Here is a 26,931-nt window from a genome sequence, read left to right on the forward strand (position 1 = left end):
ACAAGGATACTCAGAGTCTTTAAGAAGGCGGTGCGCCGGCTTTTGCGGTTGCTCGTATTTCAATTCCAAGAATATTTGTAGATGTAACTACCGTTGCGGTCTCACCGCTTAGTCTGCACGAAATCATTGCAACGCCATGCTGTTTTGATACCTCCGAAGCAGCATCACACGGAACACCCTCGACAATATTTCTGTGTATATCTGCGGCTGTCAGGGCTGCCTGGTCAGCAGCTAAGGACATTTTTCCATATGTAAACAGTATTTGGCCAAGCAGTAATACAGCAATCCCGGCTATGAATACGATAGTTGCGCAGGAAATAGTGAGTATTGACCCAGAGCCACCTTCCCCTTTTAAAGAGGGAAATATTTCCCTCTTTAAAAGGGGGATTTTTACAACTCGCGCAACGTGCAAAACATCCACCCCGTTCAATGACCTTTGTCAAGGGTGCAGCTGCTTGCTTTAACCTCTATGCCATTTAGTAAACCTTTTGCGCTGTCTTTTAATTGCACACAGACATAGGCGCCGTTGTGATAACTCACAATATTCTTTACATCACCGGCAACTCTTCTTACATCTACAGCTTCACCTCGAGAGAGCTGCCTTGCAGCAACTGCTGATGCTTCCTGAAGACGCAGCTGTTTTCCACTAAGCTGAATTCCAGAGTACAAAAACGCAGAAACAAGTAACACTATCGGAAACGATATCGCTACTTCTGCAGTAATACTGCCACGCTCAGAGAATATCCGGCTGCGAACGGTCACTTCACGAGATATTTTCAACACACTAGCCTCTCCAGGACAGCGCTCCACGAATTATATCTCTCAGCTGCTTATGCACTTCCCCGCTTCGCAAGACGACAACTAGTAGCCCTGCAAAACCGACTGCGCCCACGACTATAATGGCGTATTCAGCCGTAATGGCACCCGAATCGGATGAGATAAATTTTCTTATATCTCCCAAATTTTTGTTTTTAATAAGTTTTTTAAACATATTCCTCCATTTCTTTTTCTTTGTTTCTCACAGTATCCCGCCCGAAATCATTGAGATAACCAGTGGGACAATTCCGATTAGCATAAAAGCGGGTAGAATGCATAGCCCGAGGGGTAGCATAAGTTTTACAGCTAATCGTTGAACCTGTTTTTGGGCCTCTGTTCTTGCTTGCAGCTGAGCAAGCTCAGACTCGGCACGCAGCAATTTTCCGGCGGGTGCTCCCGATGAAAAGGAAAGGGAAATAATCTGATCTATGCGTTTTGCATTGACAATTGGCAGATTAAAGTGACGCATTGCATCTCTTACACACTCCCATGCAAGGGTTATTGCGCCGCCGCCAGATACAGCTATGATGCACAGTTCATAGTCAAGTCCGGGAGAATTATCCTGTGGAGCAGATTTCGTAATCATTGAGCCGGTCCACCGCTTATAAATAAACATTAGAAGCAACCCCCCGGATAAACATAAGAGTCCGGGAATGGAAAACAGAAGTACATTGAGCGCCCCAAATCCCAGGGCAGCTGACAGTACAAGGCTAAAGATTGGTAAAAATCCAACAATTTTGGCAGTGCTGCTGGGGCCTGCCATGGCAACCTGCGCTTCGCGCTGGACAGAGGCTATATGACTGAACGCCCGGGAAAGGGACAACAATGAGTTGGCCATATTTGCGCCCGAGCGTGTGCCAACCCACCAAGCAGCTGCAAGTGCGAACCACGCGTGTTTTTCGGGAGACTCAAGTCCGCTAAAATCACTTTCTCTTATGCCGGCCGCGATATCTCGCCCAGACCCCGCGGCCAAACATGCAGCAGTAAACTGTTTCGGATAATTATCCGTCGTGTGGCTAGCATGTTTCCATGCACTCGCGGGCGTAATACCCCCATCAAGCAGCACTGCAAGAGTGCAGGTTATGGATGCAATCTCTTCCAGGGGCAGTTTTCTGTTTTCTAAAGTTCTGTGCATGACAACTCATTTACCTTCAGGCGATTATCCTCAATTGCCAAACAACCGATTGCGCTTATTCTTCTTGCCCCATGTGATTGTTCAAGATGAACAATAATGTCTATCGCACTGAATGCCTGGCGAGCAGTTGATGAAGCAGTCATATCTGCCAAAGCACACATTGCTTCCAGGCGAGCCGGTACATCGAGTAAGGAATTTGCATGTAGCGTACCAGAACCGCCATTATGTCCAGTGTTGAGGGCCGAGAAAAGCTCGCGTATCTCCCCACCACGACACTCGCCAAGAACGAGACGATCAGGGCGCATTCTAAGAGCATTTTTCAGAAGGGTGATAAGGCTTATCTCGCCGGCACCTTCGGAGTTTGCCTGTCGCGCTTCCAACGAAATTACATGCGGATGCACAATGTTTATCTCTGCAACATCCTCAATCACAATAATTCGCTCGTTTTCCGGAACCTCACGCAAAAGCGCCGATAAAAGTGTTGTTTTACCTGTCCCGGCTGCACCTGTAATAAGAATATTTTTACGCTCAAGAACCTGGCGAGTAAGCCAATCGCTATAATCCATAGACTTACCATTGAAAAATCCGCTGTTTTTTAAATCTTCCAAAGTTATTGGTTTTAGACTCGGCAGTCTCACAGAAAGAAGTGGGCCGATAGTTGACACCGGAGGTAAAACAGCATGAACACGTACACCACCATGAAGGCGAACATCAACACATGGTGTTGCTTCATCAATATGACGATTGCCGAGAGATATCAAGCGGATGATCAATTCATGTATCTGTTGTGAGGTAAAGGAAAACTTATCTTCCCTAACGGGCCCACACCCTCGATCAACCCAAACTCCGCGATCGCCATTTACAAATATGTCGGTTACAGTTGGGTCACTTATCAGTGGTGATAATTGCCCCCAACTACTATCGCTCATCCCTCGACGGGCAGTCTGAGATACCGGAAACGATGGTTCCAGATTGCACATGCTGTCCAGAAGCCTCTGTGCCCGGGAGCTCGGCGTTGGGAGAAAGAATTTGTTCATGCATCGCAAGGTACACGACCCGCGGTGAAGCAGGATATGTTATTGGAAAATTGTGGAAAACGAAATGGTCAGTCTACGATGCTAGCAATGAGCTCAAGCTCAACAGGCGCGTTCAGTGGCAGAGCTGATACACCAACAGCAGAGCGGGCATGGCCTGCCCCAAACACTTTACTCAGCAAGCAACTAGCACCGTCAATAACCTGTGGCTGGCCTGTAAAACCTGGCGCTGAGGCAACAAATCCCGTAATTTTTACAATGGCAGATATCAAGTCGAGATCACCTATTAGGTGTTTTATCGCAGATAGTGCATTCAATGCGCATATCTCAGCTAGATCACGTGCATCAGCAATAGAAACGCTATCGGCAACAAGACCTTCTTGCTGTAAAACCCCGTTCACAAACGGGAGTTGTCCAGAGGTGAACACAAAACCTCTACATGAAACAGCTGGCACATAGGCAGCAACAGGGCGCGCAAGATCTGGTAACTTTTTGCCAAGCGCCTGTAACTTTTCTTCAAAATTTCCCATAAATCAATAACCACCATTCTATTCACGGGACTAATTCTATTCAGGGGACTATTTGCAATAACCATCCGTGGCGTGCATTGCAAAATAACTCTCTTGGTGTATGTCCATGCATCAAATAGGCGCCCCAGAAGGAATATACATTTCGATAGAGGGTCAAAATCATTCAATCAACCAAATGTCAAGCGGAAAGCGGACGCTTCATGTACGCAACAAGTCCGCCTTCGCTATTTGTTACAACGGTGACAAGCTCCCATCCTCGCTGACCCCATGTATTCAATATTGCCTGTGTATTGTGCACTATCAGTGGGGTTGTGCAATATTCCCATTTCAACAAAACGTCCTCCAGATCCTGACTCTAAAAGCATAAACCCATTTGAAGATGAACGCAGTCCATACAGGATCGATTACACCTGTTCTGTATATGCCATAGTGTATTGCTGAATTCAATTGCTTGCCATTGAAGCACACGGCCTCACTTAACTCACGCTCCCATCGTGTTCTACTGAAATAAGTTTTATAGAATCTAGGTATGGCCAAACTGGATTGCTTCCGTCGTGCTGGATAATTTTGTAAGAGAAAATGCTCAAACACTGGCTTAGACTTCTTTGGATTTGTACTATCTCCGGGGTTGTACTTGCGTCAGGAATGGTACCGGCACTAGCTTTCGCGACCTTTGCGATCAGCAGAGAAGTTAACAAGAGTCTCCCATCCTTTCTTGATGCAGACGATTTATCTCAGAAATCTGTTATTTATGGGATAAATCGCCAAACTGGCAAACCCGTGGAGATTGCAAGTTTCTACACTCAAAACCGCATTGACGTGTCGCTTGATGAAATTTCACTCTTCGTAAGAGACGCGGCAATTGCTGTGGAAGATCCCCGTTTTTACACTAATCACGGGGTTGATTTAACCGGCTCATTCAGGGCGTTGTTATCAAACCTCCTGAGTGGCGGTGGCTCGATTCAAGGTGGCTCGTCCATTACGCAACAATATGTGAAGAATATGCTCCTTCAGAGGTGTGAAATTATATCGCCAGTAAAACCATCTAAGCCCGAGGTAAAAAGTTCCGAAAGGGACAAAGAGATATACGCACGAGCTTTGAAAAAATACAATACTGATGTTGCTCGGCGCTCTAAGTGTATACGTGATGTTGTTGGCGTAAGCCTACAGAGAAAAATACGTGAAGTATTTCTTGCATTGCAGGTAAATAGGAATCTAAGTAAAAATACTGTTCTTAGAAATTACCTTAACATCGTGAATTATGGAGGCTCCATTTATGGAATAGAGGCGGCCAGTAGGTACTATTTCAGTAAGCATGCCAAGGATTTAACCCTTCCCGAGGCAGCAACACTGATTGGCATAATAAATAGCCCCTCCGTCCTCCGTATAGATAGGCCAGATAATCCGAATAATGGCAAAAAAAATGGTTATCGGCAAGCAAAGGCTCGCCGAGACTACGTCTTAAAAAGGATGCTTGTTATCGGAAAGATAACAGAAGATCAGTATAAGAAAGCTGAGAAAACCCAGATTGAACCTCGTATAACTTACCCAGAGTACGGATGTGCACCGGCGGGTAACGCTGCATTTTTCTGTGATTATATCCAACATCTTATTCTGGATAATAGTGCATTCGGCAAAACCCGTGCAGAACGTAAATTCAGTCTGATGCGTGGTGGATATCGGATATATACAACCCTGGATATTGCCCTACAAAATAAAGCTGCAGAAGCTATGAGTAATTATTTTCCCTCATTTGTAAGGGGTCTTTCTGCGGGTGCCGCACTGGTAACCGTTGAGCCGGGGACAGGTAACCTTCTTGCAATGGTTCAGAATACAAAATACAGTCAGGACCCCGCTGTTCTCGAAGACCCGAGCTACAGTGCGGTAAACCTGAGTACGGACTTTGATTACGGTGGATCAAGCGGATTTCAAGTAGGGTCGACCTACAAATTATTTACCCTTATTGCTTGGCTTAGAGCTGGAAAGAGTCTGAATACGGTGGTTGATTCTGCATACGACAGAAACAAACAGTCCAAAGCGTTTTCGCTCGGAGATTTCAAAAATACCTGCACAGACCCCGGGGCTCTCAAGCCATACAGGGGAGCATATGAAGTGAAAAACGCAGCTGGGACAAAAAATTTTACTGTAATGAATGCCACCAAACAGTCTGTTAACACCGCCTACATGGCAATGGCGCTTCAGCTTGATCTTTGCGACGTTAAGAAAGCAGCCTTGGATACGGGGCTTGCGCCGGCGAACATAGCTTCCGGGGAGGATCTTATTTCATCGCCTTCATCCATTCTTGGCATAAATCAAATTTCTCCACTCAAAATGGCTGAGGCTTATGCGACAATTGCAGCAGGGGGACGACATTGTCCTACAAGAGCAATAATAAAAATTCTCGATAGACATGGTAAAGAGGTGCCAATACCGAGGACTGACTGCAAAGACGTGATATCGCAAGACGTCAATGCAGCAACTGCATGGGCATTAAAACAAGTAATAACCGGCGGCACGGCAACTCAGGCTAATCCGCGTGATGGTATTGAACATATAGCAAAGACAGGCACAACAGACAATGCGGCTGATTCATGGATCATAGGGGGCAGCACAAAGGCCGTTACAGCAATATGGACCGGCGTAACAACAAACCGAGCAAACTTCTCGCAATACGGTAGGTACCTGAGAGGGAAAGCAGGTGTGTACCCTTTCTATAACGTCAGATATCTTATTTGGCGGGAGGTTATGCGTTACGCAGATTCCTTATATCCGGGGTCAAGATTTCCAGCTCCTGACCCAAAGTATCTGGTTATGACAAACGTAATAGTTCCAAACGTAATAGGTATGACCAAAGAAGAAGCGAAACTTGCATTAGAGCAAATCGGGTTGGTATACGAGGAAAAGCCTGGGGAGGAGGTCACAAATGATCAGACTGTGACCAATACAGATCCATCGCCTGGCAGTTCTGTCCCTCAGGGCACAAGCGTTACCGTAATGTATGCATCAGATCAGTCATTTACCATTCCAAACGTAATAGGTATGACCAAAGAAGAAGCGGTACGCTTGCTCTCGGGGCAGAAGCTAAATATAAGCGAAATAAAGGTTTCTAGCCCAACCTTGGCAGGCAAGGTAATCTCTGTTCTTCCCGGGGTTGGCACATCAATTAGCTCTAATTCAGTGATAACAATAACTGTTGGTAAGCGAGACTAGTGATACCTGTGCTATTTGTGTTGTTCGGGCAAGATTTCAGGGTTTATAGGATGCTTGTGTGCCGTAAGTATCCGCAGACTAAAATAGTCAATGAAATTATGCAATGGGATACAAGAAGATAGTTTTGAAGGCAGCTACCCTGGGGCTGGGTGCTGCGGGAATATGGGCTATTTGTTTCGAGCGGAATCTGTTTACTCTTCGGCATTTTAGAATTCCGGTTCTGAAAAAGGGTAGTAAGCCCATTCGCATACTGCACCTGTCTGATATTCATATCACATCATGTCAGGGGGGTAAGAAAAATTGGCTTCAGTCCCTTGCGCAGCTCAAGCCTGATTTTATTATCAATACAGGTGATAACTTGGGTCATGCACAAGGCTTTGGGATATTTTGCGACTCAATGCGCAGTTTCTGCGGAATACCGGGAGCCTTTGTCAATGGATCAAACGACTATTTCGAGCCGTATTTTAAGAATCCATTTGCCTATCTGTTTGGACACAGTAAGACTAAGGCATCTGCCAAGGCACTTGATACGGATAGACTGCGCGGGTTCTTGACAGGCGAGATGAAATGGATAGATCTAAATAATCGGCAATCACACATCAGGATAAACGGTTCCGTGATAAAGCTCATTGGAGTTGATGATCCGCACTGTGGTTACGACAAACTTGAGGAAGTGCTGCCGGTAAGAGGCAGCTCTGATGTTGTACTCGGGCTTACGCACGCACCATACAGAAGGGTGCTTGACGCGTACGCAAAGTCGGGTGTTCATGTTATTTTTGCCGGTCATACACACGGCGGGCAGGTAAACCTGTTTGGGGCACTAACTACAAATTGTGACTTACCCAGATTCCAGGCAAAGGGCCTGAGCGGATGGCATTCTGAAACGAGCACCTCGTGGCTGCACGTTTCCGCTGGTGTTGGAACATCGGTTTACGCCCCGTTTCGGTTTGCATGTAAACCTGAAGCGTCATTGATAGAGCTTGTTTAGTATCAAACGGCCATATGGCTTACTTTATCGTCTAAATACAGAGGTCTGATATCCCGGAATTGCCGCCTTGCCCAGTTATTTACCCAGTATTGACTCATTTTCTTGCCCAACTGCATGGGCTGAGTAAGTCTAACTCTAGGAGGTATGTGTATCTAGCCAATAGACCCAAACTTCAAAAGTAAAATTAAGTCGCATTGTTCTTTATTTCGGGGTGTGGCGCAGCTTGGTAGCGCGCCTCGTTCGGGACGAGGAGGTCGTGGGTTCAAATCCCGCCACCCCGACGTTGATAAAAGCCACTGCATCACTGAAAGTCAATACAGAAGGCATTTCTAAGTTCCGGCGAGAGGCTTCTTGTCTATTGTGATTTTAGGGCAAACTCAGCTATTTCAAGCGCATTTAACGCGGCACCTTTACGCAAATTATCACCAGAGATGAACATAACAAGGCCCATATTATGGGGAACTGATTGATCCGTTCGTAGCCTACCGACAAGCGTAACGTTCTTGCCTGTTGCACTTATCGGGTTTGGTACATCGCAAAGTTCAACACCGTCAGCTTTAGAAAGGATCTGCCCTGCCTGTCCGGGTGATATTGGGTTTTCAAATTCGGCGTGAATTGCAAGAGAATGACCTGTAAAAACCGGAATGCGAACGCATGTTGCAGATACCAGTAAATCCGGAATATTGAGTATTTTTCTTGACTCATCACGTAACTTTTTTTCTTCTTCTGTCTCAAAATCGCCTGCAATGCTGCCAGCGACCGGAATGGCATTAAACGCTATCGGATTAGGGTATACCTTTGAGGCAGGGAAGTCACACCCTCCATATAAAAGATCAGACATCTTTGGGGCGACATGAAGGGTTTGTGTGATAAGTTCGTTTATACCTGCAAACCCTGACCCCGAGACGGCCTGATAAGTAGAGAACACAACACGTTTCAGGGAAAATACATCATGCAAGGGTTTTAGAACCGGCATACTGATCATGGTTGTACAATTCGGATTCGCAACAATACCAGTTTTTGTTTGCAGGATCTGATCGGGATTTACCTGACTGACAACCAGCGGGGTGCCGGGGTCCATACGGAAGGCTGAAGAGTTGTCAACAACCAGTGCGCCAGCCTTTGCAAATTGCGGGGCAAAATTACGTGATACATTTGCACCCGCGGAAAAAATGGCAATGTCTATTCCCGAAAAATCCTTATCAATAAGTGTTTCAACCGGTACTTTCTTGCCATAGAAATCTAGAGTTCTACCTTCATAGGATGCAAAGAAGCGGATTGAATCAACCGGAAAATGCCTTTCGACGATAAGTGAGCGCAGGATGATACCAACCTGCCCCGTAGCCCCGATAATTGCCAGCGATGTCATACACGGCCTTCAGAGTGCACAACTGCACGCAGGTCAGCATCGAGGCCAAAGGAAGTGTGAATTAAACGAGCAACCTCTGCTACAACATTGGCCCTTACAACAAAAGAGATTCGCATCTCACTGGTAGATATCATTTCTACATTTACTTTGGCATCAGATAATAACCGAAAGAGCTGAGCGGATATATCAGCAGAATGTTGAATTCCAGAACCCACAACGGTTATTTTGCCAACTTCATCATCGTACTGAAGATCCTTATACCCGATTCGCGTCTGATTTTCTCGAAGGGCGCTCGTAACCGCTGGACCTTGGGCCTTAGGTGATGTAAAGGATAAGTCTATAAAACCTGTATTACTTGAGGAAAAGTTCTGTACTATGTTATCCACTGCCACCTCTGCAACAGACAGAGCAGAGAATACCTCAGCTGCACTTCCTGGAATGTCAGGCAAGCCAACAATCGTAATTCTTGCCTGACTTGTGTCTGTTGCAATACCGGTTATAACAGGCTCTTCCATTGCTTCTCCTTCGTTACACAGTATTGTTCCGGATGTATCAGAAAACGTTGATCCAACCTTGACTGAAACATTGTGTCTCTTTGCAAAAACGACTGAACGTAAACTTAAAATACGTGCACCAGCAGTTGATAGCTCGAGCATATGGTCGATTGGTATTGATTCGAGCAACCGTGCCTTAGGCACTATTCTCGGATCTGCTGTAAATACCCCCTCGACATCAGAATATATCTCACATCTGTCAGCTTTCAGTGCAGCTGCTAGAGCCACGGCAGTCGTATCTGACCCCCCACGACCAAGGGTGGTTACCTGACCTTTTCGATTAACGCCTTGGAAGCCAGCAACAACCGCAATCTCCCCTGCGTTAAGCGCATCTTCTATCGGGGTAGGTGTTATGGTGATAATTCGCGCATTACAATGATGCTCATCTGTTACAATCCCAGCCTGAGCGGCCGTAAAAGATCGGGCAGAAAGGCCAATAGAGTTTATGGCCATCGCCAGAAGCGAAGCCGTCACACATTCACCCGTTGAGAGTAAGACATCCAACTCACGTCTCTCTGGCTCAACAGAAACTTCATGAGCAAGAGTTAGAAGCCTATCGGTAGTACTCCCCATCGCAGATACTACAACAACCAGCCGATTGTTACCGTAATACGCACAAGAAACACGTTCGGCGACTCTCTTGAGGTTATTGGCACTGGCAAGCGATGACCCGCCGTATTTCTGAACTATCAGGCTCAACAGTTCTCCAAACTACAAGGATCTTAAAGTCCGACTTGCTAATAAAACAAAATCTGAACAGCGATGCGTTCGAACGGAGCCCGCAAGACCCCCGCACACCCGCCAGAGCCGAGCTACCCTTGCTTTATTCCTAACCTGGGGGAGTTCACCCGGGTAACGCCGCGCGGAGGCAAACTAATTGTACATCGTAAATGGTTAATTTATATATTGCCTACCCTCGAGTGCCCTACCGAGGGTAATTTCGTCCGCGTATTCAAGATCACTTCCAACCGGGAGGCCTGAGGCAAGTTTAGAAACTCTTATTCGCATAGCTGAAATGACCCTTGCTATATAGCTTGCCGTCGCCTCGCCTTCCATATTTGGGTCTGTCGCCAGAACAACCTCTGTTATTGTGCCATCGGCCAGCCGCTGTAAAAGCTGCCTTATGTTAAGGTCATCAGGGCCTACCCCATCTATTGGGCTGATTGCACCCCCCAGAACATGGTACAGGCCAGAAAATTCGCGCGTTTTCTCTATTGCAACAACATCCTTTGGCTCTTCAACAACGCAAATTACCCCCCTATCACGCCTCGGATCCGAGCAAATTACACACTCATCTTCTTCCGAGAAATTGCCACAAACCTTACAGAACTGCACCTGTTTTCTAACAGACTGGAGAGTCTCAGATAGCCTGTCGATATCAAAACTCGGGTTCTGCAAAATGAAGAAGGTAATGCGCTGTGCAGACTTCGGACCTATGCCGGGTAGCTTGCCAAGCTCACGTATTAGATCCTGAACTATGCGAACATACATTCTCTAAGCTACTGCTCCTCTTCTGAGATAAGTTTTGCACCAGCCTGCACCAGAACAGCCTCCCCCGTAATTGGGTTATCAGGTTTTTCCTTTGTTTCTGCATCGTCAACCTCAGTGTTTTTGTGTCCGCTATTATCAGTTACAGTGCCATTATCTAGACAGGAACTCGGGGTTTTAACGGTGTTATCCGGATCATCAATGGGCTTTCCTGACAGGCGCAGCTGAACACCCGTTATCTTGTAAAGAACACTCTTTAGGTCATCGATAGCAGCTTTATTCGCAACAAACCGAGACAAAATCTCCTGGGGCATACCGATTGTCAATGAACTTCCAGTCAATCGCAAGGGCTTTGAGTGTTGCAGCATATTTGCAGTTTCGCTCTTTAAAGCGTCTAAGACCCTTGACCAATTATGCAAGAGATTACCAGGGTAACCCTTTTGACGCTGCGTGTCGGAAACTCTATCAGAGACCTGCAGTTTACTTTTACCAACGGCCAGTAATAAACTGGCAAGCATAATCTCTAATAAAAGTCTTGGTGAAATTGGACCCGACAGCCTGTTCGACCGAGAAAACAAAATCTCCGCCATAGCATCAAGATCCTTAAGGCTAAATCGCTTGGATAGTGCAAATATTCTTTCAACCTTCTCGGGAGCATAGGAGTCAAATACACCTTCTGCATTACAAACAGCAAGAGTCATATCCTTTACCCAGGACATTAGATCTTCGATGAACTGTACGGGCTCATACCCGGCTTCCACAACTTTTTCAATAGATGCAAAAGCAGTCGCTCCATCATCCTCTGCAATTGCCAAAAACAGGTCGTAGAGCAGAATATCTGGTGCCAGACGCAGAAGCCCAACCGTACTTTCGTAGGTAATGCACTTTCCAACCATGAGCTGATCAAGTATTGACAATGTGTCCCTTACTGAACCCCCGCCAGCACGAACTACAAGTGGCAGTACCCCATCTTCTACTCTTATTTTTTCTTTATTGCATATATCCGCAATATATGGCTGCATAACACTTGCGGAAACAAGAGCAAATGGGTAAGAAAACGTCCTTGATCGTATTGTTCCGAGCACTTTTTCAGGCTCAGTGGTGGCAAAGATGAACTTTACATGCGCCGGAGGCTCTTCGACAATCTTCAAAAGCGCATTGAACCCTTGAGTTGTTACCATATGCGCCTCGTCAAGTATAAAAATCCTAAACCGACTCTGCGCCGGAGCAAAAATGGCCCGTTCACGCAAGGCCCGGGCGTCATCGACACCGTTATGACTTGCAGCGTCAATCTCAATCACATCAAGTGACCCGTTACCGCTTCGACCTAAATCAATACAACTTTGACACTTTCCACACGGACTAGAAGTTGGACCATTTACACAGTTAAGGCATCGTGCAAAAACTCTGGCAGAGGTAGTCTTCCCGCAGCCTCTTGGTCCACTAAAAAGATAGGCATGACCCAAACGATTGTTATCAAGGGCAGAAGATAACAGGCCGGTAACACCGTCTTGCCCGACCATCTCAGAAAACACCTCGGGTCGATAACGCCTATAAAGAGCCTGCTCACTCCTCATCATGTGTCTTCAAAACATGGATGGGCAAGAAAATTGCCATAGACATCATAACTACACCGAACCCAAAAACGGTGGACTCCCAGCCAGTTACATAGAAAGCGTAAAAAAACGCCGAAACCGCGATGAGAAAACAAAGGGCAGAGAAAAACAGGGCGACAAACTTCACATAGACAAGGATATTTCAGTTCCTATGACAATGCAAAGCGATGTGCAGTAGATGCACGTCTCGACGACAGTTACTTCACACTCACCTGTGCACCAGCAGCTTCGAGCTGAGCTTTTGCAGCATCGGCAGCATCCTTATTTGCCCCCTCAAGCACTTTCGATGGGACACCGTCCACGAGCGCCTTCGCCTCACCAAGACCCAGGCCGGTTATTGTCCGTACCTCCTTGATAACCTGTATTTTTTTGTCACCCGCAGCTTCGAGAATAACGTCGAAAGTAGTTTTTTCCGGTGCAGCTTCCGCCGCAGGCTCAACAGGCGCAGCAGCTGCAGCAACAGGCGCAGCAGCTGTTACCTTAAAAACCTCTTCGAATTTGGAAACAAACTCGCTCAACTCGATAAGAGTCATTTCCTTAAAACTTTCAATCAGCTCATCAGTTGTAATTTTTGCCATCCCATCCTCCTTCAAAAGGTATTCTTCATAGCAACAAAGACTCTCGCAGCACTCGACAAGGGCGCAGACACAAGACCGAGTGCACTCGACAAAGCTCCCTTAGTGACACTCGCAATTTTTGCGAGAATAACCTCGCGACTCTCAAGCTCAGCAAGCCGTTTCACGTGTTCAGAGCCAAAAACCTGGCCATCAACAAAGCAGCCCTTTATCTTTAGCAGCCCGTCAGTCTCCGCGAACTTCCTCAAGCTTTTGGCTACTGAAACGATATCACCATCTACTGCAACAATCGCAGTAGGGCCCCTCAGAAACTCGGCAAAATCGTTAAAACCGACCTGCTGAGCCGCAATTCTAGCAAGTGTATTCTTCGCAATAAGATAACTGGCATCTCCACGCAGGAGAATGCGCAAAGCGCGAAGCTGGGCTGCAGAAAGACCCCTATACTCGGTGAACACAATGGCCTGCGCATCCGAAAGGACACCAACCAAGTGTTTAACGGTTTCCTGCTTCGTCAAAACACCCCCAACAACACATACACCCGCATTGACGAAGCAAACCTGCGCGGGCGGCGAAAGCCTTTACTTTGTTTTCTAAAAAACAAAACCTACGGTCATAGGCCGTATGATCCTAGCACTCACAGGGCAATAAGTCAAGCAAGCGCGACACGCACCGATGGACCAAAGGTGCTTGAAAAGAACATTTTTTTTATGTACCGGCCCTTGTGCTTTTGCGGACGCGCTCTGTTTATTTCATCAAGGGCCACAGATAAATTCTCGGATAAACTCTCGACAGAGAAACTCGTTTTTCCAATTACGAAATGGATATTTGCATGCTTGTCGGTTTTAAACTCAATCCTGCCGCCCAAAGCATCTTTAACAGCTTTTCCAACATCAGCAGTCACCGTGCCAGTTTTTGGATTCGGCATAAGTCCCCTGGGTCCAAGCACCCTGCCAAGCTGACCAACCTGGGCCATGAGCTCTGGAGTCGATATAGCGACATCAAAATCGACATACCCATCTGCAACTCGCGCCACAAGGTCACTGCCACCAACTTCACTCGCGCCTGAATCCAGGGCAGCCTGCGCGGAAGGACCCGTTGCAAATACAACAACCCGAACGGCCTTACCTGTACCGTGGGGCAGCATAACAACGCCGCGCACGAGTTGATCGGTCTTACGCGGATCAATTCCAAGTTTCAGAGCGACCTCAAAGGCAGAATCAATCTTCGCGTACGCAGTCTCTTTTACAAGACCAATTGCATCCTCGACAGGGTAGAGCTTGTCAGATGCAATACTCGTAACAGCTGATCTATAAGCTTTTGATCTTTTCGTCATGCTACAGTCACACCCATAGAACGTGCGGTTCCCCGAACAATCTTTGATGCCGCATCAATATCGTTTGCATTCAAATCAACCATCTTAGCCTCTGCAATACTCTTGACTTGCTCAGGGGTAATCTGAGCAACCTTAAGGTTGTGGGGAGTCGGCGAACCCTTGGAAATACGCGCAGCTTTCTTGATAAGCTCAACCACAGGCGGGGTTTTTAGGACAAAAGTAAATGACCTATCCTCATAAACACTGATCTCAACCGGAATAACATTACCCTTCTGTGATTCGGTTGCCGCGTTGTACGCCTTACAAAATTCCATTATGTTAACACCGTGCTGCCCCAGAGCGGGCCCAACCGGTGGCGCCGGATTTGCAGCACCAGCCTGGATTTGCAGTTTTATTACTCCAACCACTTTTTTATCAGCCATAAAATCCCTTTCAGCGTGTAAGTCTAAGAGCGCGCATCAAGCTTGCTTCTCAACCTGATCAAAGGCAAGCTCAACAGGTGTTTCCCTTTCAAAAAGAGAGATCAAAACTGTCAAACGTCCATTTTCTGGCTTTATCTCACTGATCGTACCCGGCAATCCGGCAAACGAGCCTGTTTTGATTACAACAGTTTCACCAACCTCAAGGTCGACATCAGAGACTGTAACCGACCTTTTTTGCCGAGCTGCTGTCTGTGAAACAGAGACCGTCGTCTTGAGCATATCGAAAACTTCCTCGAAGCTAAGAGGCACAGGTTGATGCATATTACCGACAAAACCGGTAATCCAGGGTGTATTTCGCACAACCGCCCAACTGGATTCGTTTAAATCCATCCGCACAAGGACATACCCGGGAATCCTGACCCTTGTAATCATCTTTCGCTGACCGTTCCTTATGCCAACAACATCTTCCATAGGAACTTCTACCTGATAAATAGCCTGGTCTGCATTCATAGACACAACTCTCGTCTCGAGATTTGCCTTAGCACGCCGTTCGAAACCTGCAGGTGAGTGAACAACATACCACTTGCCCGGCAATGAGCGCAAATGTACTTTAAATTCCTCATAGGGATCATGTGCAGTATCTGTTTTTTCCATCACATAAATCTCTCTAACTGGACGACCCGAGGGCAAGAGTCAAGAGTAAAGCAAAAATCCAGTCAACGAAAGCAACCAGACCAATAACAACAATAACAAAAATGGACACCATGAAACTGAAAGAGACAACAGCCCTACGAGTCGGAACCGTTACCTTCGACAGTTCCTGAAAAACCTCCCGAAGAAAATTTACAATCCGACCGAAAAAGCGCCGCGCAGCCTTCTCACTCAAAATAAACCAACCTTGAACCTGCACGCAGGGCGGACAGGACTTGAACCTGCAACCTGCGGTTTTGGAGACCGCTGCTCTACCAATTGAGCCACCGCCCTAAAAACCGAAGCAAAAAACATACTCGAGTATAGGATAATAGGCCAACAAAATAAAGTTTGTAGAATGCTACCATGTCAGAGCGCATATCGAAAAGGTGTTCCAAACTGGGCGAGTCTGTAACTCTTTCAATAGACTCAAAAGCCAAACGAATGAAGAAGGCAGGAAAGCCGATAATAAGCTATGCTGCTGGAGAGCCCGATTTTCCAACACCTGAACACATTGTCAGTCGCTGTCAGCTTGCCGCTGCCACAAGAAGTAATCATGTCTATACAGAAACTGCAGGACTGGCTGAACTGCGCGAAGCAATTGCAGAAAAAACCCTAGCCGATTCATTCCTAAAAGTGTCAGAATCACAGATTCTCATTACGAACGGATGCAAACAAGCGGTCTATATGGCATGCCAAACTATTCTGGATCCGAATGATGAAGTCATTCTACCCACACCGTACTGGACAACATATCCAGAAAGTATTCGCGCAGCTGGGGCAAAGGTTGTAATTCCTGCAACTGATAGTTTTTACGTAACAGTTGATCAGTTACAGTCGGTGCTTACCAACAAAACAAAAGCAATTATCTTGTCTTCGCCATCTAACCCCAGTGGTGCTGTTTATTCCTTGGACTCACTAAGAGACATTGCACGATTTGCCAAAAAACACGGTATATGGATTATTTCTGATGAGATTTATCAAAATATCTATTATTCGGGAAGGGTGGCACCGGGATTTGGAGAGGCTCTTCCCGAGATAAAGGATCAACTTATTCTGGTCAACGGGTTGTCCAAAACCTATGCAATGACTGGGTGGCGCATTGGGTGGATGATTGGACCACAGGACATAATAAATGCCTCTGTGAAATTACAATCACACATTTGCTCACATGTTTCCAATATAATGCAGCAAGCCGCCTTGGAGGCTCTGACCGGACCACAGGACTGTGTTGCCTATATGAGAGATGAATTCAAAAAACGCAGGGACCTTATGCTTCGCGAGCTGGGGAGAATAAAGGGTCTATCCATCCCAAAACCTGATGGTGCATTTTATATATATCCTGATGTATCAGCGTTCATTGGAAGAAGAATTACTGGCAGAATGATTCATTCATCTTTTGAGCTTGCTGAACTAGTTCTTAGTGAGACTCTGGTTGCGACTGTTCCTGGTGAAGCCTTTGGAACAAAAGGGCACCTTAGGCTTTCATACGCCCTAGATGAAACAAGTTTGCTGGAGGGAACAGGACGGCTTGTGGAATTCTTTGATACAGCGAACTCCGACATGACGAAGGTATTTTGAGTCTACAGTTCGAGACCAACAAAAACCGGCTCAGGAATGAGGTGTATATCGAATTTTCTTGAGACGGTTCGTGTAATAAGTCCTGCAAGTTCAATCACTTCGGCGGCAGTTGCACCACCCCTGTTTACTATCGCAAGGCTATGTTGAGTTGAAATCGCCGCTTGTGATCCGGAAATACAAAATCCCTTTTCAAATCCACTCTGCTCTAGCAGAAACGCAGCGCTTACTTTCACCCCTCCCATCTCATCAGTCTGAATAACAGAACTGTTCAGCGCACCCTGTGGGACAAGGCGCCTAAGCCTGCTCAAATGTTCTTTTGAGACAATGGGGTTGACAAAAAATGACCCAACGCTTGATGTGTTACAGACGTCAAATCCTTTAGGCACAAGGTATCGGGGGAGCATTCCCTTCTCAGCCCTGATACGCAATACTTGGTCTCTTACCTGTTTTCCTGAACAGTAAGTTCCAAGGTCTACTTTTAGTGCATTAGCCAATTGCCTATGCAAAACCGGAGTTGGGCCAGGCTTTAACAATAATGTGCCGCCGAGAATAACCTTATTGCGTACATTTTTTAAAGCTGATGTTCTATATCCGTACCTCATATCTTCAAGGCCGAAAGTGACAACCTCACTCGTACAAGCGTCATATACCTCCACACTGCCTAGTACATCGCGCACAGCTGCACCGTAGGCAGAGATATTCTGGGCAAGCGCGCCGCCAAAAGTCCCAGGTATGCCAGACATGGGCGAGAGCTGATCAAAGCCCAAATCAAGCGAGTAGCTAACCAGATCATCCCAAGATGTACCAGCCGAAATGCTGAACCTTGTATAGTCGCCGTCGTCAGAGACGATAGTATCGCGGCTCTTTAATCTAACAACCGTACCCGGAAAGGGGCAATCAGAAGCAACAAGATTGCTCCCGCCACCAACTACAAGAACATGATGACCGGGGCGAAACAGTCCGGGCGCGCGTTCAACAAACTCATCCGGCGAACACTCAATAAAACAAGCAATTGAGCCACCGACGCCGAGGGTCGTAATCTCAGAAAAAGAAACCAAAGAAATTCACGAGACAAGCTGCCAGGATTACTGGCAGCTATCGCACTGCAAAAGCTCCATAGGGTCAATCGGAACCTGGAAGCCATCGATATTGTCACTAAGCTCTTCCACGTAAGCACTCCCTCTCATTCGCGGGATCCAGAACAAAGGACCCGTAATTCGAACAAACAGCAATAAACAAAAGACGCACAAGCCCCAAAAACAGGGCACGAGCGCATCTGATTATCAGTATATAATGTGCCTACGCAGAAGTCAAACTACTATATATAGTGTTTCGCAGGTTTTTATATTTTTAGTGATATTTCCGCAAAGGCCTTTGTGAGGACGGTTTCATCATCCAGAGACACAATGAGCTCAATAATAGCTTTGCTATCCTCCCGCTTTCTCAGAAAAGCTTTTATCGATAACAAGGCTCCGACGGATTGTTCATCAAGTGGGTTTTTACCGACTGGGACGGGAACAGGTTTTGAGAAGCGTACGCCATAGGAAGACAGTCTAGAGACATCGGTGCCCAGCTGGGTCATAAGAGGGGCAATTGCCAAAGCCATTGTCAGCATTCCATGGCATATAACACCAGGAAGCCCGACGGCCCTGGCAAAGTCATCACGGTAGTGAATTGGATTGAAGTCACCGCTTGCAGCAGCATAACGTACGAGATCGTCGCGCGAAACAAGTTTTGTGTCAGAGAAAATTTGTGACCCCAAGGGCATTTTGAATAAATCGAGCACCTAACTTGACATCCCTTCTGGCAGAGCGCAATTTGGTCCGGTCTGTGGATTTACCCCACTCATTTCCTCTCCTTGATAGGCAGCCCACGAAGATCTCCCCATAAGATCCCCTACGTGAGCGCCCTAATAAATACAACCGGATACATCATGCTTTGCCTCTAACTATGAGGGTTATCGTCATTACCAAGACATCATCATTCGAGCCCTCGGAGAGAAGTGTAACCTCTAAAACTATTTGCCGAGCGTTACCGAATGCGCGATCACGCTTGATGCGGAGTATTGGTCTTAATATGTCACCTGCAAAGATCGGCCTTTTGTACAGAAAGTGCTGCTCTCCGTGAACTATATGGCTGTAATCTATGTTTAGGTCAGAGGAAATTATATATTCAAGGATCTGCCCAACCCACACTGCGCCGAAAGTCGGCACCGCCACGAGCCCTGGGTAGCCCGATGATGTGGCCGCTGCTGTGGAGTGGTAAATCTTATTCTGAGTATGCACTGCCCTGGCAAACTCCATGAGCTTTTCCTCTGTGACATGCCGCGGTGGAAATTCCACTTTCTGAGTCAAAGCACCTCCTCTAGGCTACAAAATTTGTGGGATCAGTGCGCAGAATACGAAGCATTTAAATCCTTTTGAAGCGAACCCTTGTAAGGCTGCGCGCAAGAACACTGTACATATCCATGCACTATATGCACTCCATACTGGGCAAGTTCACGAACCTCCCCGGGAGTAACAAGACAAGCCTATCTGAATACCCGCACAGCCATGAAAATTACTTGCGTGTTACCATTATCGCGGAGGTGGGAGCATGGGTCGCGGTCGTCAGAAGGCCAAAAATACCAGGATTGCGAGACAGCTGAAGTATAGAGTGGACAGCACGGATCTCGGGGAACTGGAGAAGGAGCTTATCTCAAAAACAGAGGATTCAGACTAGCTGTTATTTAGCTGGACTGCGTGTTTTCAACCCAGTCCAGGTACTCCTGGGTAACTCGCCCTGTCACGTATTCGCCTGAAAAGCACGAATCCTCAAGTCGCTTGAACTCACCACCATGCATGATCGCGCGTCGCATATCTTCAATACTTTGGTATATGAGGCGGTCGGCGTCTATGTATTGACGAATTTCTTGTAGTTGCCGGTTGTGCGCAACAAGCTCAGAGCTTGTTGGCATGTTGATTCCAAAAACATTTTGGTATCGAACAGGCGGCGCGGCAGAAGTAAAGAATACCTGATTTGCCCCAGCACTGCGAGCCATGTGAATAATCTCCTTTGAGGTTGTACCACGCACAATTGAATCGTCAACAATCAGGACATTTTTACCGCGGAATTCGAGACCCATGGCATTCAGCTTCTGCCTAACGCTTTTCTTGCGCTGGAGTTGTCCTGGCATTATGAAAGTTCGGCCAACGTATCGGTTCTTTAAAAACCCTTCCCGATACTCTATGCCAAGATTTCTTGAGACCTGTAACGCCGCTGGGCGCGATGAATCTGGGATGGGCATAACAACATCAATGTTCCCGCAAGGCATCTGTTGTTTGATAGTTGTAGATAAAGTGTCACCAAGGCGCAAGCGTGCCTCATAAACCGATACGCCATTCATAACGGAATCGGGTCTCGCTAGATAAACATATTCGAAGGCGCAGGGATTTAGTTGTGGATTTTGGGCGCATTGGGTCATAAAAATCTCGCCCTGTTGCGTTATAAATACAGCCTCACCCGGAGCAAAATCTCTTAGCAGTTTATATCCTTGCGCCTCAAGGACAACTGATTCACTCGCTATTATCCACTCGGTATTGGAAGTAAATTTGCTTTCGCGGGCTCCCAATACCAAAGGTCTTATTCCGAACGGATCTCTGAAAGCCAAAATTCCGGTGCCAGCTATTAGCGCAACAACCGCATACGACCCCTCGACTCGTTTATGCACGCGCGAAACGGCACTAAAAATTTGATCTGGTGACAATTCAAAACCTGAGACACTCTGTTGCAGTTCGTTGGCAAAAACATTTATTAAAACCTCTGTGTCGCTCGACGTGTTAAGGTGTCTGCGATCTGTATGGAACAGCTCTTTACTGAGCTTGCTTGCATTTGTTAGATTGCCATTGTGCACCATTGCAATACCATACGGAGCATTTACATAGAATGGCTGTGCCTCTTCTTCGCTTGATACACTTCCCTGAGTAGCGTACCTGACATGCCCAAGGCCAACCCGGCCAAGCAAGGATCGCATATGCCTGGTGCGGAAAGCTTCACGAACATAACCTCTTGCTTTCCTGAGGTGCAATATTCCTGATTCATCGGTCGCTATTCCGGTTGAGTCCTGGCCGCGATGCTGCAAAAGCAAGAGGCTGTCGTATATAGCCTGATTGGCTGGCTCTGAACCGATTAGCCCGACTATGCCACACATTTTTGCGCCATCACCTCGCAGGACACTGTCCCGCGAATAGTGTTCCAAATTCACAACTCTTTGTTGTCAGCAAAGCTAGTTTCTGCCAGAATCTACGACTGACGACCCGTTTACGACAGACTACCCGTCCACTGGATTGCTTCACCATCAATAACCTCTCCAATTAAACGGGCTTGCCACGAGTCATCAATATCCTCAAGGATAGAGGTGCTCGATGCGACAATAATCAACCCTATTCCCAAATTCCAAGCATTTTTCACCTCTGACAGGGACAAGCTACCAAACTCACAGAGTACTTTGAAGAGATCGGGAATTGGCCATGGATGAAGTCTAGCACCTAGCCCCTCTGGCAGAATACGCGGTAAATTACCCGGTATCCCACCACCGGTTATATGACTCGCAGCATGCAATTTACCCGTCTTGATCAGATCCCGAATCAGGTTTACATACATACGAGTCGGCTCAAGAAGAGCCTCACCCCACGTCGTTTGCAGGTCTGGGCAATATTCTGCAAAGGATACATCCCTGCATATTTTCCGCACAAGTGAGAAGCCATTCGCATGCAGTCCTGAGGATGCGACACCTATCAGCACATCTCCAGTTTTTACTTTGTCTTTACCTAATAAATCACTTGCCTCGACGACACCCGTTGCAGCGCCGGCAAGGTCATACTGATTCCGCGCCATCACTTCCGGATGCTCAGCGGTTTCCCCGCCCAACAGGACGCAATCAATTTCCTGACATGCCCGTGCCACACCTCCAACAATCTGCGCAATGCGCTCGGGAATAAGCTCTCCACAGGCTATGTAGTCGGTCATAAAAAGAGGCTTGCCGCCAACAACAGCTATATCTCCGACAACCATAGCAACCAAGTCCTGACCGATAGTATCGTGCTTATCAAGCTCCTGGGCAATCACGACTTTTGTTCCAACACCGTCTGTGGAAGTGACTAACAGAGGAGATCTATAACGTTTAAGAAACGATATATCAAAAAGTCCGGCAAAACCACCTAGTCCCTCTGGCACGCGAGAGTTGTGTGTCGCTTCAACTGCGTGGCGCATGGCCTCCACAGCGAGCTGCCCGGCCACAATATCAACTCCGGCTGCGGCATAAGGATCCATCATTGTTCAACCCCAGTATATTCCGGCCAGTATATTCCAGATTAAACACCGGTCAACCATTTGTATATCTTGCATCACTCATACATGATGTTGACTCTCAGCACACAAATGCCCGCCGCACAAATACAATGCGCCCTATTTGCGATTGTGTTGCATGTCTTGCGGGGGCCTTGCTCTACAACACTCGGTACTCCTAGCACAATCCTTTCCCTTGACACCATCGGTGTTTTTACAACAGACACGAGCACTGCCACACCTATCTGTCTGTTCCTGTGAAAAATGTTGTCGGGTAACTTTTACGGTATATACCCTGCGAAATAGAAACCCAAGCAAAAGATACAAAGAACCGAAAACTGCCAGCCCGAACCCGATAAAAAGCAAGGTCAGAGATATCCAGGCAACAGGAGATGTGTTTTCAAAACCTGGGAAAATCAATCCAAGAAATAGTACAGACAACACCCCGCATGCCACACCAAGAAACAAAAAAACACCAACACGGGGAGTGCGGGACAGGTGGGCTGTGAAAAGTTTACTTACCTCCGAATCACAACTGTTCAACTAGGCTCCATACACGCTTCTCAAGCAGCACCGAATCCAACCTAATGATACAGCTCATAGATTTTTACCTGGGCCTTCCGCTGAAGATAGGATTATCTTGGAATGAAAATCTTAGTTATCGGCTCCGGTGCCCGAGAGCATGCAATAGCCGCAGCAATAGACTCGGAAGGGTCTCACGAAGTATGTGTTTCACCAGGGAATGCTGGTATAGCGCAAACAATAAACTGTGTCCAAACAACGTCCGACGCCGATCTAATCAGTATTGCAAAGAACTTTGATCTTGTTGTAATAGGCCCCGAAGGACCGCTTGCCGGCGGGCTTGTAGACCGGTTGAAGTCGAGTGGGGCAACTGTATTTGGTCCTTCACAGGCCGCTGCTCGTATAGAAACCTCCAAGCACTTTGCGAAGGAAATAATGGCCAACGCAAATGTAAGGACTGCAAAATCTGTGCTTGTGAATAACGTAGATGATCTTTCACGGGCATTGAAAGCCAGCTCAAGGCCATATGTTGTTAAAGCCGATGGCATTGCAGCCGGTAAGGGTGCGATTGTTACAGGTGATAGAGATGCTGCGTATCGGCACGGAAGTTATTGGATACGCAAGGGTCCGGTGTTGCTTGAGGAATATGTAAAAGGCCGAGAGGTCTCGCTTTTTTTTCTATGCGATGGCAGAGTGCTTGTACCATTGAGTCCTGCCAAGGATTATAAACGGCTAGGAGAATCCGACACTGGACCCAACACTGGAGGCATGGGATCGCATTCTCCCGTTACCGACCTTCCTGCAAATTTTGTCGAAGAAGTGCAAGAGGCAATTGCCTACCCGGTAATAAAACAGATGGCCGCTTGCGGAATAGTATTTCGCGGGCTGCTCTATTGCGGTCTGGCACTTTGTGATGATGGTCCAAAAGTAATTGAATTTAATGCACGTTTTGGAGATCCCGAAACTCAGGTTATTCTCCCACGACTTACCTCATCACTGTCGGAGCTACTCTATGCAACTGCAAAAGGTGATCTACGTAACATATCGAAACCGAGTTTTAATAACAAAGCCGCGGTGTGTGTTGTTATTGCATCCGGGGGTTACCCCGAAATACCTGCCGGGGATACACCAATTATTGGGCTAAATGGTACGGGTGATGTGCAAGTTTTATTTGCCGGAGCAAGGAGGAATTATCCGGACGAACCCGATATACTGCACAGTCATGGCGGGAGAATAATGAACATCGTTTCTCTCGATAAAACATTTGCAAAAGCAAGAGAAAAGGCCTATAGGGCCGTTGACCAGATTTCTATAACAAATAAACAATTCAGAAGAGACATAGCCCTAGAGGAAGAGTTTATGGAAACCAATCCACTTGGGTAATAAAAACAAAATCATTGGTTTGCCATCTTTGATGTAAAGGACTTTGGTAAGTGTCTTTGGTTGTTGCGCCCTGAAGGGTATCAGAGATATGGACAGGGTAAACTTGTCCCGTGATTGACCCAGAAATATTGGTAAATACCCCAGATATCGTCAGGCTTTCGCAGAAAAAGCGTGGGGAAAGCCAGTCTATTGTTGAAGATGCACTTATAGCAAGGCGTAATCTACGCACAGCAATAAATAACTTCGAGACCTTGCGGGCAGAGCAAAACGTTCTTAGCAAAAAAATCGCTGGCTCAGAAGATAGCGATAGGCCTGAACTTATGAGAGTGGCAAATCTGTTGGCCGAGCGTGTTAAAAACGCTCGCGAAGAGCAGGAAAAGGCAAATAGTGAGTGGAAAAAATTATTATTTGAGATACCAAATATAGTCTCATCAGAAGCCCCGTACGGTGTGGAAGATAAATGCGCAGTTATGAAAACTGTTGGTGATATTCCAGAGTTTGACTTTGAACCGGCAGACCATCTACAGCTCGGAGAGCAGCTGGATGCAATCGACGTGTCAAGAGGGGTAAAGGTTTCGGGTACTCGCTTCTATTTTCTGAAAGGATGGGGCGCCCGGCTTGAGCTTGCGGTTATGAATTTGGCGCTCGATCTGGCGCTTAAGTCTGGACTTACATTGCTTATAACACCAACGCTTGTAAAACCAGAAATAATGCTGGGAACCGGGTTTCTAGGTCGACATGAGGGTGAGGTGTATCGACTGCCAAGCGGGTATTATCTGACCGGAACCAGCGAAGTTGCCATTGCGGGATATCATAGCGATGAGATATTGGATATCTCCTCTGGGCCAATACGATATGCTGGATGGTCCTCTTGTTACAGGAGAGAGGCGGGGTCTCACGGGCGGGACACACGTGGAATTATGCGTGTGCATCAATTTTCCAAACTGGAGATGTTTAGCTATGTTCATCCGCAGCAATCAACCAGAGAACTCGAGCACATTGTCTCAATGCAAGAAAAGATGCTAAATCTACTCGAAATTCCGTACCGTGTTTCTGATATTGCTGCAGAGGAATTGGGGACAAGCGCTTCTAGAAAGTATGATCTAGAGGCATGGATACCCAGTCAAAATACATGGCGAGAGGTAACCAGTGCGAGTGACTGTACAACCTTTCAGGCGCGCAGACTGAATGTGAGATATCGAGACGAGTCAGGAAGGACAGGGTATGTTGCAACTCTTAATGGGACTCTTGCAACTACAAGATTCCTAGTTGCCATTCTGGAAAATCATCAGACTTCCAATGGGAGTATCAGGGTGCCAGAAGCCCTTAGACCTCTCCTGGGTCAGGATGTAATAGAGAGATAGTATCGGAAATTCTTGGAATAGTATGAATAAGCTTCTTATAGCTCTTGATATTGATGGAACTGTTCTGAACCACGACGGACACACTCCGAGTGAGGGTATCGTGGCTCAGTTGGCTCGGCTCGTAAGAGAACATTATCTCGTTTTTGCGAGTGGGCGATCTACCGGAGACACACTGCCTGTCTTGGAAAGCCTTGGCCTTACCCAGGGTGCAATGCCGCAATTTATCATCTGTTGCAATGGTGCCGTTACCCTCAAGATGGAGAATAACGAGTATGTGAGACACAGGGTTATAAGTTTCGATGCCTCGCGCACTTTAGAGTACATAATAAACACCCTTCCCGGAGTTGAACTAGCAGTTGAGAGATGTGATGGCGTATACATGCACACATCAAATTTTCCGCTCGACTATCTGCATGACAAGAGAATTCTTTCCAGCGTTAGCGAAATTGTGCATACACCCCCAGCAAGGGTTGTCGTGTACGAAGCCAGTATAGACGCCTCAGAAATTGCCAAACGCTTTGAAAGCAGGTGTATAAATTTCAACAATGCATGGGGATATTGGGACATAATGCCACCCGGGGTTAACAAATCAACCGGGCTATCTTTTGTTCAGCAAAGCCTGTGTGTTAGCGGTGACATGGTCGTGTCAGCGGGCGATGGCTTTAACGATATTGAAATGCTTGAATGGACAAAAAGTATTGGTGGGCGGAGTTTTGCAATGGGTCAGGCCCCTGCAAGGGTTAAACAGGCAGCACTTAAAGTAATTGGAACTGTGTACGATGGTGGGCTGGCTAAGGAGCTAGCCAAGCTTTAGAAGGTTTACAAAACCGTAGAGGTGTGCATGCTACTCTTGCCTTGTATGGAGGGCTGTCCGAGCGGCCTAAGGAGCCGGTCTTGAAAACCGGTGAGCAGAGATGCTCCGTGGGTTCAAATCCCACGCCCTCCGCTTTTTCCTGCCCTGGTAAGCTACCCATTACTCTCCATTAAGAGACAGAA

The 26,931-nt window shown here is 46.9% G+C and carries 30 protein-coding genes, 3 tRNA genes, 1 other RNA gene and 1 pseudogene; 9 read left to right on the forward strand and 26 right to left on the reverse strand.

The features are described 5' to 3' along the window. Positions 1-19: 19 nt before the first annotated feature. The 8 genes from TWT_RS03925 to TWT_RS05020 all read right to left on the reverse strand — a co-directional run bounded on the left by TWT_RS03925 (position 20) and on the right by TWT_RS05020 (position 4,106). The gene (locus tag TWT_RS03925; RefSeq protein WP_230440506.1) at positions 20-421 is read right to left on the reverse strand and encodes an Rv3654c family TadE-like protein; all 402 of its coding nucleotides are present in this window, start codon (positions 419-421) and stop codon (positions 20-22) included. A 5-nt stretch (positions 422-426) separates the two neighbouring features. Next, entirely contained in the window at positions 427-783 is a 357-nt protein-coding gene (locus TWT_RS03930; protein WP_011096654.1) for a TadE/TadG family type IV pilus assembly protein, read from the reverse strand. A 1-nt stretch (position 784) separates the two neighbouring features. After that, on the reverse strand, positions 785-991 hold the full coding sequence (locus TWT_RS03935; protein ID WP_011096655.1) for a DUF4244 domain-containing protein: 207 nt from the start codon (positions 989-991) through the stop codon (positions 785-787). Positions 992-1,018: 27 nt separating this feature from the next. Then, positions 1,019-1,951: a membrane protein gene (locus TWT_RS03940; RefSeq protein ID WP_011096656.1), complete on the reverse strand. Its 933-nt coding sequence runs from the start codon at positions 1,949-1,951 to the stop codon at positions 1,019-1,021. Then, positions 1,936-2,880 (reverse strand): TadA family conjugal transfer-associated ATPase, encoded by a 945-nt coding sequence (locus TWT_RS03945; RefSeq protein ID WP_011096657.1) that lies wholly within the window; start codon positions 2,878-2,880, stop codon positions 1,936-1,938. The genes TWT_RS03940 and TWT_RS03945 overlap by 16 nt, the downstream gene beginning before the upstream one ends. A 176-nt stretch (positions 2,881-3,056) precedes the next feature. Then, positions 3,057-3,515 (reverse strand): RidA family protein, encoded by a 459-nt coding sequence (locus TWT_RS03950; protein ID WP_011096658.1) that lies wholly within the window; start codon positions 3,513-3,515, stop codon positions 3,057-3,059. A gap of 178 nt (positions 3,516-3,693) precedes the next feature. Continuing rightward, positions 3,694-3,846: a hypothetical protein gene (locus TWT_RS05015; protein ID WP_166806541.1), complete on the reverse strand. Its 153-nt coding sequence runs from the start codon at positions 3,844-3,846 to the stop codon at positions 3,694-3,696. Beyond that, positions 3,843-4,106: a hypothetical protein gene (locus TWT_RS05020; protein WP_011102738.1), complete on the reverse strand. Its 264-nt coding sequence runs from the start codon at positions 4,104-4,106 to the stop codon at positions 3,843-3,845. The genes TWT_RS05015 and TWT_RS05020 overlap by 4 nt, the downstream gene beginning before the upstream one ends. Positions 4,107-4,160: 54 nt before the next feature. Here TWT_RS05020 and TWT_RS03955 point away from each other — a divergent pair, with 54 nt between their 5' ends. The 3 genes from TWT_RS03955 to TWT_RS03965 all read left to right on the forward strand — a co-directional run bounded on the left by TWT_RS03955 (position 4,161) and on the right by TWT_RS03965 (position 7,994). After that, on the forward strand, positions 4,161-6,725 hold the full coding sequence (locus tag TWT_RS03955; RefSeq protein ID WP_237696843.1) for a transglycosylase domain-containing protein: 2,565 nt from the start codon (positions 4,161-4,163) through the stop codon (positions 6,723-6,725). Positions 6,726-6,828: 103 nt separating this feature from the next. Beyond that, complete coding sequence (locus TWT_RS03960; RefSeq protein WP_011096660.1) at positions 6,829-7,713, forward strand: metallophosphoesterase; 885 nt, start codon at positions 6,829-6,831, stop codon at positions 7,711-7,713. A 207-nt stretch (positions 7,714-7,920) separates the two neighbouring features. Further along, positions 7,921-7,994: transfer RNA gene (locus tag TWT_RS03965), tRNA-Pro, on the forward strand. 74 nt (positions 7,995-8,068) lie between these two features. Here TWT_RS03965 and TWT_RS03970 read toward each other — a convergent pair. The 13 genes and pseudogenes from TWT_RS03970 to TWT_RS04020 all read right to left on the reverse strand — a co-directional run bounded on the left by TWT_RS03970 (position 8,069) and on the right by TWT_RS04020 (position 16,054). Next, entirely contained in the window at positions 8,069-9,082 is a 1,014-nt protein-coding gene (locus TWT_RS03970) for an aspartate-semialdehyde dehydrogenase (protein ID WP_011102740.1), read from the reverse strand. Further along, positions 9,079-10,335 carry an aspartate kinase gene (locus TWT_RS03975; protein WP_011102741.1) on the reverse strand — a complete coding sequence of 419 codons (1,257 nt, stop codon included), beginning with the start codon at positions 10,333-10,335 and terminating at the stop codon, positions 9,079-9,081. Before TWT_RS03975 ends, TWT_RS03970 begins: the two co-directional genes overlap by 4 nt. Positions 10,336-10,417: 82 nt before the next feature. Continuing rightward, positions 10,418-10,508, reverse strand: an RNA gene (gene ffs / locus TWT_RS04700) — signal recognition particle sRNA small type. 22 nt (positions 10,509-10,530) lie between these two features. Beyond that, complete coding sequence (gene recR / locus TWT_RS03980) at positions 10,531-11,127, reverse strand: recombination mediator RecR (RefSeq protein ID WP_011102742.1); 597 nt, start codon at positions 11,125-11,127, stop codon at positions 10,531-10,533. Between the two features lie 8 nt (positions 11,128-11,135). Next, positions 11,136-12,704, reverse strand: coding sequence for a DNA polymerase III subunit gamma/tau (gene dnaX, locus TWT_RS03985; protein ID WP_011102743.1), 1,569 nt, complete (start codon positions 12,702-12,704; stop codon positions 11,136-11,138). After that, positions 12,691-12,867, reverse strand: a complete 177-nt coding sequence (locus tag TWT_RS05025; RefSeq protein WP_155115554.1) for a hypothetical protein — start codon at positions 12,865-12,867, stop codon at positions 12,691-12,693. The genes dnaX and TWT_RS05025 overlap by 14 nt, the downstream gene beginning before the upstream one ends. A 70-nt stretch (positions 12,868-12,937) precedes the next feature. Further along, positions 12,938-13,318: a 50S ribosomal protein L7/L12 gene (rplL, locus tag TWT_RS03990; RefSeq protein WP_038104345.1), complete on the reverse strand. Its 381-nt coding sequence runs from the start codon at positions 13,316-13,318 to the stop codon at positions 12,938-12,940. A gap of 11 nt (positions 13,319-13,329) precedes the next feature. Next, complete coding sequence (gene rplJ, locus TWT_RS03995) at positions 13,330-13,830, reverse strand: 50S ribosomal protein L10 (protein ID WP_011096666.1); 501 nt, start codon at positions 13,828-13,830, stop codon at positions 13,330-13,332. A gap of 134 nt (positions 13,831-13,964) precedes the next feature. After that, on the reverse strand, positions 13,965-14,648 hold the full coding sequence (gene rplA / locus TWT_RS04000; protein ID WP_011096667.1) for a 50S ribosomal protein L1: 684 nt from the start codon (positions 14,646-14,648) through the stop codon (positions 13,965-13,967). Beyond that, on the reverse strand, positions 14,645-15,070 hold the full coding sequence (rplK, locus tag TWT_RS04005) for a 50S ribosomal protein L11 (RefSeq protein ID WP_011096668.1): 426 nt from the start codon (positions 15,068-15,070) through the stop codon (positions 14,645-14,647). Before rplK ends, rplA begins: the two co-directional genes overlap by 4 nt. A 36-nt stretch (positions 15,071-15,106) precedes the next feature. Then, positions 15,107-15,700: pseudogene (gene nusG, locus TWT_RS04010) on the reverse strand (transcription termination/antitermination protein NusG); the annotation flags it as partial. Positions 15,701-15,737: 37 nt separating this feature from the next. Next, positions 15,738-15,956, reverse strand: coding sequence for a preprotein translocase subunit SecE (secE, locus tag TWT_RS04015; RefSeq protein WP_230453652.1), 219 nt, complete (start codon positions 15,954-15,956; stop codon positions 15,738-15,740). A 25-nt stretch (positions 15,957-15,981) separates the two neighbouring features. Beyond that, positions 15,982-16,054 (reverse strand) — tRNA-Trp (locus tag TWT_RS04020). Between the two features lie 72 nt (positions 16,055-16,126). Here TWT_RS04020 and TWT_RS04025 point away from each other — a divergent pair. Continuing rightward, positions 16,127-17,341: a pyridoxal phosphate-dependent aminotransferase gene (locus tag TWT_RS04025; protein ID WP_011102747.1), complete on the forward strand. Its 1,215-nt coding sequence runs from the start codon at positions 16,127-16,129 to the stop codon at positions 17,339-17,341. A 2-nt stretch (positions 17,342-17,343) separates the two neighbouring features. Here the strand turns inward: TWT_RS04025 and TWT_RS04030 are convergent, their stop codons facing one another. From TWT_RS04030 to TWT_RS04040, 3 genes are all read right to left on the reverse strand, one after another. Further along, on the reverse strand, positions 17,344-18,399 hold the full coding sequence (locus tag TWT_RS04030) for a UDP-N-acetylmuramate dehydrogenase (RefSeq protein ID WP_011102748.1): 1,056 nt from the start codon (positions 18,397-18,399) through the stop codon (positions 17,344-17,346). A gap of 284 nt (positions 18,400-18,683) precedes the next feature. Then, positions 18,684-19,127: a MaoC family dehydratase gene (locus TWT_RS04035; protein ID WP_011096672.1), complete on the reverse strand. Its 444-nt coding sequence runs from the start codon at positions 19,125-19,127 to the stop codon at positions 18,684-18,686. A gap of 145 nt (positions 19,128-19,272) precedes the next feature. Further along, positions 19,273-19,695 (reverse strand): FAS1-like dehydratase domain-containing protein, encoded by a 423-nt coding sequence (locus TWT_RS04040; protein WP_011096673.1) that lies wholly within the window; start codon positions 19,693-19,695, stop codon positions 19,273-19,275. A 241-nt stretch (positions 19,696-19,936) separates the two neighbouring features. Between TWT_RS04040 and TWT_RS04705 the strand changes: the two genes are divergently transcribed. After that, complete coding sequence (locus TWT_RS04705; RefSeq protein WP_011102750.1) at positions 19,937-20,062, forward strand: DUF3073 family protein; 126 nt, start codon at positions 19,937-19,939, stop codon at positions 20,060-20,062. Positions 20,063-20,069: 7 nt separating this feature from the next. Here the strand turns inward: TWT_RS04705 and purF are convergent, their stop codons facing one another. Further along, on the reverse strand, positions 20,070-21,530 hold the full coding sequence (gene purF / locus TWT_RS04045; protein ID WP_033800121.1) for an amidophosphoribosyltransferase: 1,461 nt from the start codon (positions 21,528-21,530) through the stop codon (positions 20,070-20,072). A gap of 110 nt (positions 21,531-21,640) precedes the next feature. Next, positions 21,641-22,654: a phosphoribosylformylglycinamidine cyclo-ligase gene (gene purM, locus TWT_RS04050; protein WP_011096675.1), complete on the reverse strand. Its 1,014-nt coding sequence runs from the start codon at positions 22,652-22,654 to the stop codon at positions 21,641-21,643. 657 nt (positions 22,655-23,311) lie between these two features. On the opposite strand from purM, the gene purD reads away from it, so the two are divergent. The 4 genes from purD (at position 23,312) to TWT_RS04075 (ending at position 26,881) form a co-directional block, all read left to right on the forward strand. Then, positions 23,312-24,571, forward strand: a complete 1,260-nt coding sequence (gene purD / locus TWT_RS04060) for a phosphoribosylamine--glycine ligase (RefSeq protein ID WP_011102752.1) — start codon at positions 23,312-23,314, stop codon at positions 24,569-24,571. A 110-nt stretch (positions 24,572-24,681) separates the two neighbouring features. Continuing rightward, complete coding sequence (serS, locus tag TWT_RS04065) at positions 24,682-25,935, forward strand: serine--tRNA ligase (RefSeq protein ID WP_011102753.1); 1,254 nt, start codon at positions 24,682-24,684, stop codon at positions 25,933-25,935. Positions 25,936-25,957: 22 nt separating this feature from the next. Next, a complete protein-coding gene (locus TWT_RS04070; RefSeq protein WP_011096678.1) occupies positions 25,958-26,749 on the forward strand; it encodes an HAD family hydrolase in 792 nt (263 codons plus the stop codon). Between the two features lie 47 nt (positions 26,750-26,796). Beyond that, a tRNA-Ser gene (locus tag TWT_RS04075) sits at positions 26,797-26,881 on the forward strand. Positions 26,882-26,931: the final 50 nt, after the last annotated feature.

The sequence above is a fragment of the Tropheryma whipplei str. Twist genome, assembly GCF_000007485.1.
In the GTDB taxonomy this organism is placed as follows: domain Bacteria; phylum Actinomycetota; class Actinomycetes; order Actinomycetales; family Microbacteriaceae; genus Tropheryma; species Tropheryma whipplei.